10 protein-coding genes are annotated in these 13,039 nt (G+C 65.9%); all 10 read right to left on the bottom strand.

Annotated elements, in window-relative coordinates:
* Window position 1 precedes the first annotated feature (1 nt).
* The 10 genes from FDT80_RS06945 to FDT80_RS06900 all read right to left on the bottom strand — a co-directional run bounded on the left by FDT80_RS06945 (window position 2) and on the right by FDT80_RS06900 (window position 13,024).
* Window positions 2–772, bottom strand: coding sequence for an SDR family NAD(P)-dependent oxidoreductase (locus FDT80_RS06945; protein WP_138661455.1), 771 nt, complete (start codon window positions 770–772; stop codon window positions 2–4).
* The gene (locus tag FDT80_RS06940; protein ID WP_138661818.1) at window positions 769–2,016 is read right to left on the bottom strand and encodes an acyl-CoA dehydrogenase family protein; all 1,248 of its coding nucleotides are present in this window, start codon (window positions 2,014–2,016) and stop codon (window positions 769–771) included. The genes FDT80_RS06945 and FDT80_RS06940 overlap by 4 nt, the downstream gene beginning before the upstream one ends.
* Before the next feature lie 53 nt (window positions 2,017–2,069).
* On the bottom strand, window positions 2,070–2,846 hold the full coding sequence (locus FDT80_RS06935) for an enoyl-CoA hydratase-related protein (protein ID WP_138661454.1): 777 nt from the start codon (window positions 2,844–2,846) through the stop codon (window positions 2,070–2,072).
* 3 nt (window positions 2,847–2,849) lie between these two features.
* Window positions 2,850–4,142: a 3-hydroxyacyl-CoA dehydrogenase gene (locus FDT80_RS06930; RefSeq protein WP_138661453.1), complete on the bottom strand. Its 1,293-nt coding sequence runs from the start codon at window positions 4,140–4,142 to the stop codon at window positions 2,850–2,852.
* A gap of 19 nt (window positions 4,143–4,161) precedes the next feature.
* The gene (locus FDT80_RS06925; RefSeq protein ID WP_138661452.1) at window positions 4,162–5,862 is read right to left on the bottom strand and encodes a class I adenylate-forming enzyme family protein; all 1,701 of its coding nucleotides are present in this window, start codon (window positions 5,860–5,862) and stop codon (window positions 4,162–4,164) included.
* A 244-nt stretch (window positions 5,863–6,106) separates the two neighbouring features.
* Complete coding sequence (locus FDT80_RS06920) at window positions 6,107–7,171, bottom strand: AbrB family transcriptional regulator (RefSeq protein WP_170311824.1); 1,065 nt, start codon at window positions 7,169–7,171, stop codon at window positions 6,107–6,109.
* The gene (locus FDT80_RS06915) at window positions 7,168–8,004 is read right to left on the bottom strand and encodes an NAD-dependent epimerase/dehydratase family protein (protein WP_138661451.1); all 837 of its coding nucleotides are present in this window, start codon (window positions 8,002–8,004) and stop codon (window positions 7,168–7,170) included. The genes FDT80_RS06920 and FDT80_RS06915 overlap by 4 nt, the downstream gene beginning before the upstream one ends.
* 36 nt (window positions 8,005–8,040) lie before the next feature.
* Window positions 8,041–9,246, bottom strand: a complete 1,206-nt coding sequence (locus FDT80_RS06910; protein WP_138661450.1) for an NAD(P)/FAD-dependent oxidoreductase — start codon at window positions 9,244–9,246, stop codon at window positions 8,041–8,043.
* Complete coding sequence (locus FDT80_RS06905; protein ID WP_138661449.1) at window positions 9,243–10,937, bottom strand: hydantoinase B/oxoprolinase family protein; 1,695 nt, start codon at window positions 10,935–10,937, stop codon at window positions 9,243–9,245. Before FDT80_RS06905 ends, FDT80_RS06910 begins: the two co-directional genes overlap by 4 nt.
* On the bottom strand, window positions 10,934–13,024 hold the full coding sequence (locus FDT80_RS06900) for a hydantoinase/oxoprolinase family protein (protein ID WP_138661448.1): 2,091 nt from the start codon (window positions 13,022–13,024) through the stop codon (window positions 10,934–10,936). The genes FDT80_RS06905 and FDT80_RS06900 overlap by 4 nt, the downstream gene beginning before the upstream one ends.
* Between the last annotated feature and the right edge of the window lie 15 nt (window positions 13,025–13,039).

Here is a 13,039-nt window from a genome sequence, read left to right as displayed (position 1 = left end):
CTTATGTCCACATGTTAGAGCCGCCGCAGACGGTCAGCGCCTGACCCGTCATGTAGCGGCTGGCGTCCGATCCAAGGTACACGGCAAGCCCGGCAAAGTCGTCGGGTTCGCCCAGGCGGCGCAGGGGGATGTCGTTTTCGATCCGTTTGGCGACGTCGGGGTTGTCCCAAAGCTCGCGGGCGAAGTCGGTTTTCACCAGACCGGGGCAGATCGCGTTGAACCGGATCCCCTTCGGCCCGAATTCCGCTGCCAGGTTGCGCACCAACCCGATCAGCGCCAGCTTTGACATGCCGTAGGTGCCCAGCATGACCGAGGGCTTGAATGCCCCGATCGACGAGGTGAACATCATCGACCCCGCCCCCTTGGTCACCATGTCCGGCGCCACCATCTGCGCCAGCCACAAGTTCGACTGCACATTGGCAGCCATCGTCTTTTCATAGGCGTCGTCGGGAATTTCCGAGGTCGGGCCGTAATAGGGGTTCACGCCGGCGTTGCCCACCACGATGTCGATAGGCCCGGCAATATCGTGCGTGCGGTCCACCAGCGCCTGCAACTGGTCCTTGTAGCCGACGTTGCAGGCCACGCCATGCGCGCGTGTGGCGCCCACGGCCTGGTCGATGCCCGCCGCCGCCGCGTCCAGCTGGTCTTGCTTGCGGGCCGAGATGACGACCGTCGCGCCATGCTGCGCCAGCCCCGTGGCCATCGCCAGCCCCATGCCCTTGGACGCGCCGGTCAACAAGGCCACCTTGCCGGTCAGGTCAAACATGCTCATTCAGCGGCCTTTCGCGTGTTGGAGGACTGGAAGGACTGGATTTCCGCCCGTGCGACGACGTGGTGATGCACCTCGTCCGGCCCGTCGGCATAGCGCAGCGTGCGCTGGCCTGCATACATATGGCTGAGCGGCGACCACTGCGAAATGCCCGTGGCGCCATGCACCTGCATCGACTGGTCGATGATCTGGCACACCTTTTCGGGCACCATCGCCTTGATCATGCTGACCCAGATCCGCGCCTCCTTGTTGCCCAGCGTGTCCATCGCCTTGGCCGCTTTCAGCACCATCAGACGCATCGCCTCGATTTCGATCCGGGCGCGGGAAATGGTTTCCATGTTCTTGCCCAGGTCGATGATCCGCTTGCCGAAGGCCTCGCGCCCCAGCGCGCGTTCCATCAACAGGTCCAGCGCCTTTTCGCCTTGCCCGATGGACCGCATGCAATGGTGGATGCGCCCCGGCCCAAGCCGGACCTGGCTGATCTCGAACCCGCGTCCCTCGCCCCAGAGCATGTTGGCGGCGGGGACGCGCACGTCTTTCAACCGGATATGCATGTGCCCGTGCGGCGCGTCATCGTGACCAAAGACATGCATCGGCCCGAGGATCTCGACCCCCGGCGTATCCATCGGCACCAGGATCTGACTTTGCTGGCGGAAGGCATCCGCCTCGGGCGAGGTCTTGACCATGCAGATCATGATCTTGCAGCGTGGATCGCCCGCGCCGGAAATATAGAACTTCTCGCCGTTGATGACCCATTCGTCACCATCGAGAACCGCGCGTGTGGCAATGTTCTTGGCATCCGACGAGGCCACGTCCGGCTCCGTCATGGCAAAGCACGACCGGATTTCACCCGCCAGCAGCGGTTTGAGCCAACGCTCCTTCTGCTCGGGCGTGCCGACGCGTTCCAGCACCTCCATGTTGCCGGTATCAGGGGCCGAGCAGTTCAACGTCTCGGAGGCCAGGGGGCTCTTGCCCAGTTCGGCGGCGATATAGGCATAGTCCAGGTTCGCAAGGCCTTCGCCGGTCTCGGCGTTCGGCAGGAAAAAATTCCAAAGCCCCGCGTCGCGCGCCTTTTGCTTGGCGCCGTCGAGCAGCTCAAGCTGACCCGGCGCATAGGACCAGCGGTCGGCGCGGCCTTCGCCCAGGCGGTAGAATTCCTCGGTGATCGGATCGACGTGATCGTGGATATGGCGGATGACCTCGGCCAGCAGCGGCTTGGCCTTGTCGGACATCTCTAGGTTGTTCATCTCGAACGGCGTCTGGTTGTGTCCCATGTGGGTGCTCCCCTTGATATTGCGGCTTATCGGTTGACCCAGTTGGGCGTGCGCTTCTCGACGAAGGCGTTGACGCCCTCGCGGAAATCCTCTGTTTTCGACAGGTCGGCGATCACCTCGCGGCTATGCTCGAGGCTTTGCGGCAACTGTTCGAGTTCGGCCATGCGGTTCAGAACCCGTTTCGTGGCCTTCACCGCAGAGGGCGAGACCGAGGCGATCTCCTCTGCCTTGTCGAGCGCGGCGCCCATCAGGTCCTGTGGCGGATAGACCGCGTTGACCAGCCCCAGCGACAGCGCCTCGTCCGCCTTGACGTGCCGACCGGTGAACAGCAACTCCTGTGCGGCCAGCCTGCCGATGTAGCGGCTGACGCGCTGCACGCCGCTGGCGGCGGCGAAAAAGCCGACTTTGACCTCGGGCAGGGCAAAGGTCGCGGTATTGGCGGACAGGATGATGTCGCATGACAGCGCGGTTTCAAAGCCGCCGCCCATGGCAAAGCCGTTGACGGCCGCGATGATCGGCTTTTCCAGATCGAACCGGTTCGACAGCCCGGCAAACCCCGACGCGGGCAGGCTGCCGCCCTTGCCCGACGCGGTGTATTTCAGGTCGTTCCCGGCCGAAAACGCCCGATCGCCCGCCCCGGTCAGCACCGCGACCCACAGATCGGGATCGGCGGCGAAATCGTCCCACATCTGCGCCATCTCGTTGTGCATGGGGGCGTGAACCGCGTTGTACACCTCGGGGCGGTTCATGGTCACGATCAGGACATGACCGCGTGTTTCGGTGGTGATGAATTCATATGCCATGGCTCAGACCTTTAAACCTCCGGTGTCGATCTCGGTGAATTTACCGCCGTCCGCGGCCAATCTGCGCAGGGTCCGCGCAGGCGCGAATTCGGGGTCTTCGGCGCCCAGACGCTCCATCGTGGCCAGCACGGCCTTGGCCCCGACCATGTCGCCGTAAAACATCGGCCCGCCCTTGTCGGCGGGCCAGCCGTACCCGTTGAGCCAGACAACGTCGATATCGCCGGGCCGCTGCGCCTTGTTCTCTTCGAGGATCTTGACCGCCTCGTTGATCATCGGGTGGATGCAGGTGTCGATGATCCGGTCCTGCGGCATGGTTGCGGGGGCGGCGCCCGTGATGTCGCGGATGATGTCCGCCGTCACGCTCGAGGGATGCGGCGTGCGCGCCTCGTCGTAGTCGTAAAACCCCGCCTTGGTCTTTTGTCCGCGGCGGTCCAGTTCGCACAACGCGTCGCGAATGGGGTTGTCTGTCCTGGCGCCCTTGGACCAGCCGATATCAAGCCCGGCAAGGTCCGACATCTGGAACGGGCCCATGCGAAAGCCGAAGGCGTTGAGCGCCGCGTCCACATCCCAGGGCAAGACACCCTGATACAGCAGTTTGTTGGCCTGTTTCTGCCGCGCGAACAGGATCCGGTTGCCCACGAACCCGGGGCAGACGCCCACCAGGACGGCGATCTTGTTGATGGTCTTTGCCAGGTCCATGCAGGTGGCGACAACGTCGTCGGCCGTTTCGCCCGCCCGCACGATCTCAAGCAGCTTCATCACGTTGGCGGGCGAAAAGAAGTGCAGCCCGATCACGTCGCCGGCCCGGCCCGTGACGCTGGCGATCTCGTCGATATCGAGTGCCGATGTGTTGGTGGCCAGGATCGCACCGGGCTTCATCACCTGGCCCAATTCGGTGAATATCTTCTTCTTGAGGTCCATGTCCTCGAACACCGCCTCGATCACCAGGTCGCAGTCGGCCAGATCGGCAATCGCCAGCCGCCCGTCGAACCGCGCCATGCGCGCCTCGACCTCGTCCTGCGCAAAACGCCCCTTGTCGGCGCTGCGCTGATAATTGCCGCGCACCACCGCCAGGCCGCGGTCCAGCGCCTCCTGTTGCGTCTCGACGATGCGGACGTCGATACCGGCGGTGGCGAAATTCATCGCGATACCGCCGCCCATTGTCCCGGCGCCGATGATGCCGACGGTGCGGACCTCGCGGCGGGGGGTGGCGGGGTCAAGCCCCGGCACCTCCCATGCGCGGCGGCCCGCCTTGGCGATATGGTCGGAAATCTCTGCGTCTGTCGGCGAGGTCATAATGGTCCTTTCGGGAATGTCAGGCGTCAAGCGTGGCAAGGCACTCCGCGCGCAGCGCGCGGCGATCTATCTTGTCGGTGGCGCCGCGGGGCAGGGGGGTGTCGCGGAACCAGATATGTGCGGGGATCTTGAAGCTGGCGATGTGATCACGCAGAAACGCCGTCAGGTCGTCGAGGGTCACGGTCATGCCGCCGCGCAGTTGCACGCTGGCGCCCACGACCTCGCCCAGCCTCTCGTGCGGGACCGAAAAGGCGCAGGCCTCCGCCACGGCAGGGTGACGGTGCAGCGCGCCCTCGACATCAAGGCAGGCGATGTTTTCGCCGCCGCGGATGATGATGTTCTTCTTGCGGTCCACGATGGTGACAAAGCCGTCTTCGTCGATGAAACCCAGATCGCCGGTGCGCAGCCATCCCTCGTGCAGGACCTCCGCCGTGGCGTCGGGCTTGTTGAGATAGCAGCGCATGTTGCAGGGGCTTTTGACGGTGATCTCGCCCACCGCGCCGGGGGCGACCTCCCGGCCCCGGTCATCGAGGAACTTCAGCTCCTGAACCGGCGGATACAGGCGTCCGGCGCTGCCGGGGCGTTCGATGTAGTCGGGGCCCGCCATGCCGATGCCGTTGGCGTTGGTTTCGGTCATGCCCCAGCCGGTCGCGACCTGCGCGCGCGGAAAGACCTCGGCCAGTTGTGCGACCTGCGCCGCCGGACGTTTGGCGCCACCCGAACCGATGAAGTCGAGGGTGGGCAACGGCTCGCCCATCCGCCTTGCGGCCTCCATCAGGTCCGCCGATTGGGTCGGCACGCCCAAAAAACGGGTGATGCCCTCGTCGCGGATCACGCGCACGGCTTCGGACGCATCCCATTTGTGCAGCAACGCGATCTTGGCGCCCGCGGGCAGGCTCAGCAGGAACATCGGATGCGTGGCCGTGACGTGAAACAGCGGCGTGACGACCAGGACCGATGGACGCGGGGCGGGCGGCGCGCCGTCCTCGGGCGGGGTGATCAGCGGCGCCATCACCGCCTGCATCAGCCAGGTAAAGACCGCGTTCACCGCCCCGCGATGGGTCTGCACCACGCCCTTGGGGTGCCCCGTCGTGCCCGAAGAATACATCACCGCGAAATCATTCTCCGGCGCGATCGGAACCTCGGGCCACGTGGTGTCCGTGCTGCCCGCGTAAAGCGCGCCATAGCTGTCGTCGCCCATGCCGATGCCGTCGCGTACGCCGATCAGGCGCAGGTCCATCGCGGTTTTCAAAGGGGCCAGCCGCGCGATCCGGTCGCCATCGGCAAAGACCACCTTGGCCCCGCTGTCGCGCAGCGCATAGTCAAGCTCCTGGGTGGTCCACCACGCGTTGACGAAGACCACCACCGCGCCCGTCGATGCGATCGCCATCGTCAGGATCAAAAGTTCAGGGCAGTTGCGCATGGCGATCGCGACGGGCTGGCCGCGCGTCACGCCCAGGTCACGCATCAGCGCATGGGCCATTCGGTTCACGTCATTGCAAAAGGCGTCATAGGTCCAGCGCTCGTCCCGGTACACCAGGTAATCCCACGCGCCGTCGCCCTGGCCCGCGCGGCTTGCGGGCAAGAGGGCGGGCACACTGGCGGGGATGTTTTCAAACACCTTGTAGGTCACGCCGCGGATGTCGGCGGTGCCCACCTTGAAGGTAGGATTGGTGGCTGTGACATGGGCCGCGGCGGCCTCGTGGGTCAGTCCCGCCATCAACTCGCCCCACGCGCCGCGCGCAGGTGCCTTGCCGTTTTCGTGCCCATGCGAACGGTCCTCCTCCGACGCCTCCGCCGCGCCTGCGCCCCCGAATGGGGTTTGCGCGACTCTCCCTGGTCGTGACGTTAGTGGCGAAACGCCGCGCTGCCAATACCGCGTGTCGGAATGTTGTTCCGCAATTGCGCTGGCCCGCGACCCGGTGGTCGAGGGTCACCCGGTGCGCGCCGTGCGTGCAGGGGTTTCATCCCCGTTCATCGCGCCGACCGCGAGGGCCGAGCAGGCGCGCCACAAGCGGCGCACCGAGGATCACGACCACCATGCGCAGCACGTGGTGGGCGATGACAAAGCCGATATCCGCCCCCACGATCAGCGCCAGAACCGCCAGTTCGGCCTGCCCGCCGGGGGCAAAGGCCAGAACCGCCTCGCGTGGCGGGGCAAGATCCATGACCCATATGACCTCGACCACGGCGAGGGTCAGCGCGATCAGCACGATGCAAAACCCCGCTCCAGCGATCAGGTCGCGGCGCACTTCGACCCAAGTGATGCCGGAATAGGCCTGGCCCACCGCCATGCCGATAAAGAACTGCGCAAGGAAAATCGCCTCTGCCGGGGGCGGCGTGGTCAGGATACCCGCCAGTGCAAGCGCGCCGGTGGCGATCATCGGCCCCAGGATGGACGCGCCGAACAGGCCCGCACGTCTGGCCACCCGCCAGCCCACGACACCGCACAGCGCCATCAGCGCGATCTGGCCGGGGTCCATCCCGCGGATGGGGGCGCCGGGCGCCGCGTCGAGGCTCGCGTCCCAGACCTGCACCAGCAGCACCGGCAGCGCCACCACGATCACCAGCACGCGGGTCGCGTGAATGAGCGAGAGCGCGCGCAGATTGCCGCCGGCCTCGTGTCCGAAAAGCAGCATGTCCTGCAACCCGCCGGGCATAGCGGCGTAGTAGCTGGTGGCGAAATCATATCCCCAAAGCCGCTGGAAGTAGGGCACGCCCAGCGCGCCGATGACCACGATCATCACCGGCATCAGCGCCAGGGTCGGCCACATGCCCGCCAGGTCGCCCAGCAGCGCGGGCGTAAAGCTGGCCCCCACCGCGACGCCCAGAATGGCGCGCATCGCGTCGTTGAGCGGCCTGATCCCGTGCAGCCGGGCGCCGGACAGCGACGCGACCAGACAGCCCGCCATCGGCCCCAGCAGCCAGGGCAGCGGCAGCCCGAGCGCGCGGAACGCCAGCGCGCCTGCCAGCGCCACGGCAAAGGTCAGCGCGACGCGCCGGCCTTGGGGGGCCGCCCGATCGGTCAGGTGGTTTTCTTGTCGTCGATGATGTTCATGGTGGCGAGGCCCGATTGACCCAGCTCGACGCTGGCAAACGGCCCGCCGTGGCACATCTGGCCGGGGTCGGTGACATCCACGGGCGGCGCGTCCGCCAGGATCTTTTCGGCCATGAATTCCGCGTTGTCCTTGGGGCGGTAGCCCAGAAAGGACGCCTTGGAATTGTCCACCGGCACGCGATCGTTGTTCGATACGCCATAGACCACCGAAAACCCGACCGAGGGGGTGTCGATGGCGCGGGTGACAAGCTGGACAAGGTCGTCGTAGGACAGCCATGACCCCAGCGCGCGGGCATTCGTCACCTGCGCGCAACTCAGGATGCGCAGGCACACGGCCTCGATCTGGCGCTTGTCCCAATACATCGATGCGAGGTCTTCGGCAAAGCACTTGGCGAGGCCGTAGAAGGTGTCGGGCCGGTGCGGCGCGTCGATGCCGATGAAATCCGATTTCTTGTGCATGCCCACCGCATGGATCGACGAGGCATAGACCACGCGCTTCACGCCATGGCGGTAGGCGGCTTCCCAGATGTTGTAGGCCCCGATAAAGTTGGGACCCAAAAGCTCTTCGAAGGTGCGTTCGTCGCCGATGGCGCCGAAATGCACCACCATGTCGGCCCCCTCCAGCACGGCGGCGATCTCTTCGTAGTTCGCCAAGTCGGCGGCGATGTAACGCTCGGACGGGTAGGTCATGCCGATATCCTCCACGATATCGGTGCTGATCAATTCGTCGGCCATTTCGCTCAGCGGTTCGCGCAGGTACGAGCCAAGGCGCCCGGCGGCGCCAGTCAAAACCAGTTTCTTCATCTTGTCCTCACTTTCTGATGGCTGGAGCAGGCACCGTCAGATGACGGCCTGTTCCAGGAAAACCTTGCCGGTCAGCACCCGCTCGACACCAAAGGCACCAAGATCGAGGCTGCGGTATGCGCCGTAGGCGATCAATTCGGCCACCCCGCGCCCGATGGCGGGGGATTGTTGCAACCCGTGGCCCGAAAACCCGTTCACGAACACAAAATTGCCGACCTGCGGATCCGGCCCCACGATCGCATTCTGATCGAGCGTGTTATAGGCGTAATGGCCCACCCACATATTGACCAGCCGGATTTCCTCGAACTGGGGGATGCGGGTGGCGACGGCGGGCCAAATCTTGGATTCCCACAGCCCGTGATCGGCAGCGAAATCATCGACATCCACCGGCGGGTCGTCGTCGGGCGGGCCGCCCGCCATATAATAGCGCCCATCGGTGCGCATGTGCACGCCGGAGGGGTCGATGGTCAGCGGCAGATCGCGATCCAGCGGATGCTTGGCATCAAAGATGTAGGTGTAGCGTTTTCGCGGCTCCACGGGAATATCGAGGCCCGCCATGCGCGCCGTCAGCACCGCGCGCGGCCCGGATGCGTTGACGACCGTGCCACAAGACACTTCGTGGCTCGACGCCAGCGTGACGCTTTCGACCGCCGTTCGGGCCGCGTTCAGCGTCATGCCGGTGACCTCGTTGGCGATATACTCGACACCGCCGCGCCGTGCCATGCGTTTGAACCAGTCAAACATGGTGCCGCCGTCGAAATAGCCTTCGTCCACGCGGTTGTGATTGGCGGCAACGATGTCGCCCAGGTTGTAGAACGGATAGTCCGCCGCGATTTCCCCGGGGGTCATGTGCCGGGTGCTTGCTCCAAGACTGGCCTGGACGGCCTGCGCCGCTTTTAGGCTTTGGGCAAAGGCGGGCGTGTCGGCCAGGTACATGTAGCCAAAGCTTTGCAGCGTCAGGTGCGGCACCTGCGGGTCGCCGCCCATGAAATCGCGAAAGCCCTTGATGAACTCTGCGCCGAATTGCGAAATGCGGATGTTGGTTTCGTTGGTGAATTGCTGACGGATGCAACTGTTCGTGTGGCTGGTGGAGGCGAATTCGTAGCTCGGGTCACGCTCCACCACCAGGACGCGGCCCTGAAAACCGGGCATGCGCGTCAGCCACCACGCCACGCTGGATCCGTAGATCGCGCCGCCGACGATCACCACGTCATAGCTGCTGTGGGCCGGGATCTGGGTCATGCGGTGCCCTTTTTCACTGCGTCCAGAATGCGCGCGACCTGCGCCGCGTCAAGGCCGTAGTCGCGCATCGCCGCCTCGGGGGTGACGTAGCCGCGCGCAAGGTCCTGCTCCACCAGCGCGGGGGCGCGGGCGCTGGCCGGGCCATAGCCGCCGCCGCCGGGAAAGGCCAGGTGCACACGCCCGCCCGCCGGCACGAACTGGCGGCCCTTGCCACGCATCGCGGTGCCGTCCTCGCGGGTGACGGTGGTCGGTGCCCCGTCGCCGCCGCCCTGGCGTCCGCGCGCGGGATGATGCAGCCGGTCGAACATCGCCGAGATGTCGAATTCGTGGCCCGCGCGGGCTCCGACTTCCATGTATTGCCCCAGGCCGCCGCGGCGTTGCCCGGTGCCGCCGCTGTCGGGGCGCAATTCCTTGCGCCAGATGATCACCGGGCCGGTATGCTCCGTCGCCTCCACCGGCATGGTCATCACGCCCGAGGGAAAGGCGGTCGCATTCAGCCCGTCGTGATCCGGTCGCGCGCCCCCCCCGCCCGAATTGAAGGTCAGCACCTCGGCCCGGCGCGCGCCCTGCGGGGCGTTCGGGCCGGGCCGCAGCGACACCTGGAAATTGCACAGGCATCCGGCCCCCTCGGCCGGCACCGTGCCCGGCAGGATCTGGTCCAGTGCGCCAAAAACCACGTCGGGGATCATGTGCCCGATGATATGGCGCAGGGCCACCGGGGCGGGATGCAGCGCGTTGACGATGGTGCCCTGGGGCGCGGTGATGCGAAACGGTTCGAGCGAGGCGGCATTGTTGGGAATGTCGCCCGCGATAGCGCATTTCAACGCATAACAGGCGTAGGCCTTGGTATAGACCATCGGCACGTTGATGCCCTTGGGGTCCGGACCGGAGGTGCCCGCGAAATCGCAGGCGATGTGGTCCTCGTGCACACGGACATGCACGCGCAGGTCGATAGGGCTGGAATACCCGTCGATCCGCATCTCCGCGCGGGCTTCGGCGCGGGGCAGGGCGGCGATCCGCTCCAATGTGGCGCGACGCGAATTGTCGAGGATGTAGGCCGCGATGCCAATTAGGTCCGTCAGGCCGAATTCGCCCATCATGTCCGACAGGCGGCGCTGGCCGATCTCGTTGCAGGTGGCGAGCGCGTGGATATCGCCGACAAGCTGATCGGGTTCGCGCACATTGCCGCGCAGGATATGGATCAGCGTGCGGTCCACGGTGCCGCGGTCGGCGAATTTCATGATCGGGATGTATATCCCTTCCTCGTAGACCGAATTGGCATCGGCGCCAAAGCCGCGCCCGCCGATGTCGACCACATGCGCGGTGCAGGCAAAGAACCCCACGAACGCGCCCTTGTGGAACGACGGGCTGACGACGGTGATGTCATGCAGGTGGCCCGTGCCCTCCCACGGATCGTTGGTGATATAGACATCGCCCGCGTGAATGTTGCCGCGCCCGATCCGGGCGATGAAATGCCCCACCGCGTCGGCCATCGCGTTGACGTGACCGGGGGTGCCGGTGACGGCCTGCGCCAGCATCCGGCCTTCGGCGTCATAGACGCCGGCCGAGAGGTCGCCCGCCTCGCGGACCGATGTGGAGAAGGCGGTGCGCACCAACGCCTGTGCCTGTTCCTCCACGACCGAGATCAGGCGGTTCCACATGACCTGATGAGAGACCTGGGTGCTGGTCATGGCGTGCCCTCCGGGCTGAGCGTTATGTCCAGTGTTCCGTCGGGCTGCGCCATCGCGCGGCGGCTGGCGGGGACGATGACGGTGGTTTCGTCTTCGGTTATGATGCCGGGGCCCTGCAGCCATTCTCCGGGCGTCAGATCGGTCCGCGCGACCACGCTGGCCTGGCTGCTCTGGCCGCGTGCGGGGTCGAACAGGGCGCGCGTGCCGCGCGTGCCGGCGGCCTCGGTCGGGGTTTGGGCGGGCACCGGCGCGGCCATGCTGTGCGGCGTCGAGGCGTTGACCGCCCAGACGGTGATCTCGACGTCCATGCCATCGACCACCCGGCCGAACAGCTTGGCATATTCCGTCTCGAACAAGGCCTGGAACCGCGCGGCATCGGGTTGGGCGGCGTCCTGCGCGGGCAGCACGATCGGTATTTCCCAGCCTTGCCCGGTATAGCGCATGTAAACCTTGTAATCCGCGGTGATCGGCGCGTCCGCGTCGCATGACCGCACAAAGCCGGTGGCCTGGTCGGCCAGTTCCTTCAGCAGCCGCCCCACGGCCGGAGCGTCGAAGTCGGAGAGCCGCATGTAGACGCTGCGGTTGGCCTCGAAACTGAAGGGCGCGCGCAGGAACCCGATGGCGGATCCGACGCCCGCGCCCTGCGGCACCAGGCACCGCGCCACACCCAGCTTTTCGCACAGCCGCGCGGCATGCAGCGGCGCGGCACCACCAAAGGCGATCATCGTGTAATCGGCCAGATCCTCGCCATTCTCGACCGCGTGCACACGCGCGGCATTGGCCATGTTTTCATCCACCACCTCCGCCAGGCCGTAGGCGGCTGTCCGGGCGTCCATGTCCAGCAGGCTGCCCAAGTCTGCCATCAACGCCGCCTCTGACCGGTCCGGATACAGCTGGATGGACCCACCGGCAAATCCATCTGGGTCCAGTTTGCCCAGTACCAGATCGGCATCCGTCACCGCCGGGCGCGTGCCGCCCCGGCCATAGCAGGCGGGGCCCGGCTCCGATCCGGCGCTTTCGGGGCCGACGCGGATCTGGCGCATCGCATCCACATGCGCCAGCGATCCGCCGCCCGCGCCGATCTCCACCATGTCGATCACCGGGATCGAGATCGGCATGCCGGAGCCCTTCTTGAACCGGTAGGTGCGCGCGACCTCGAACACCCTGCTGGTCTTGGGGGTCTGGCCCTTGATCAGGCAGATCTTGGCCGTGGTGCCGCCCATGTCGAAACTCAGCACCTTGTCCAGCCCGTAGCGCGCGGCGATATGCGCGGCAAAGACGGCGCCGCCCGCCGGCCCCGATTCCACCAGCCGCACGGGAAAGTCGGCCGCGCTTTCGATGGAAATGATGCCGCCGCCCGAGTGCATCAGAAAGATCGGACAGGTCACGCCCGCCGCCCGCAGTCGCCCGTCCAACCGCCCGAGGTAGGATTTCATCAACGGTTTGATGTAGGCGTTGGCCACCGTCGTGTTGAAGCGTTCGTATTCGCGCATCTGCGGGCTGACTTCGGAACTGAGCGAGACCATGACGCCGGGCAGGCGTTCTTCCAGCACGTCGCGGACCATGCGTTCGTGACTGTCGTTGAGGTAGCTGTGCAGGAAGCCCACCGCGATGCTCTCATATTCCGCCTGCGCCAGATCGTCGGCCAGCGCCTCCACCTCCGTGCGCGCCAGCGCAATGAGAACCTCGCCCTGTGCCCCGATCCGTTCGGGCAGGGTATAGCGGCGCTGGCGCGGCAGCAGCGGCTCGGGCAACTCGAGGTTCAGATCGTATTGCTCGAAGCGGGATTCGGTGCGCATCTCGATCACGTCGCGAAAGCCCTGCGTGGTGATCAAAGCCGTCTTGGCGCCGCGCCGTTCGATCAGCGCGTTGGTGGCCAGCGTGGTGCCGTGGATGATCTGGCCGATGTCGCCCGCGTCGATCCCCGCCCGCGCGCAGACCTGTGCGATACCGACGAGGATCGCGTCCTCCGGCGCGGCATAGGTGGTCAGCACCTTGGTCGATGTCTGCGCGCCGCCCGTCTCAAGCACCACGTCGGTGAACGTGCCGCCGATGTCCACGCCCAACCTGATGTCTGCCTTGCCCATGATGTCGCGATCCTT

This window comes from Sulfitobacter sabulilitoris (assembly GCF_005887615.1).
GTDB classification, from domain to species: domain Bacteria; phylum Pseudomonadota; class Alphaproteobacteria; order Rhodobacterales; family Rhodobacteraceae; genus Sulfitobacter_E; species Sulfitobacter_E sabulilitoris.
This window is presented reverse-complemented; position numbering and strand designations above follow the sequence as displayed.

Coding starts and splice junctions, on each gene's coding strand:
- FDT80_RS06945 (WP_138661455.1), bottom strand. CDS start 772: ATGAGCATGTTTGACCTGACCGGCAAGGTGGCCTTGTTGACCGGCGCG.
- FDT80_RS06940 (WP_138661818.1), bottom strand. CDS start 2,016: ATGAACAACCTAGAGATGTCCGACAAGGCCAAGCCGCTGCTGGCCGAG.
- FDT80_RS06935 (WP_138661454.1), bottom strand. CDS start 2,846: ATGGCATATGAATTCATCACCACCGAAACACGCGGTCATGTCCTGATC.
- FDT80_RS06930 (WP_138661453.1), bottom strand. CDS start 4,142: ATGACCTCGCCGACAGACGCAGAGATTTCCGACCATATCGCCAAGGCG.
- FDT80_RS06925 (WP_138661452.1), bottom strand. CDS start 5,862: ATGGCGGGACTGACCCACGAGGCCGCCGCGGCCCATGTCACAGCCACC.
- FDT80_RS06915 (WP_138661451.1), bottom strand. CDS start 8,004: ATGAAGAAACTGGTTTTGACTGGCGCCGCCGGGCGCCTTGGCTCGTAC.
- FDT80_RS06910 (WP_138661450.1), bottom strand. CDS start 9,246: ATGACCCAGATCCCGGCCCACAGCAGCTATGACGTGGTGATCGTCGGC.
- FDT80_RS06905 (WP_138661449.1), bottom strand. CDS start 10,937: ATGACCAGCACCCAGGTCTCTCATCAGGTCATGTGGAACCGCCTGATC.
- FDT80_RS06900 (WP_138661448.1), bottom strand. CDS start 13,024: ATGGGCAAGGCAGACATCAGGTTGGGCGTGGACATCGGCGGCACGTTC.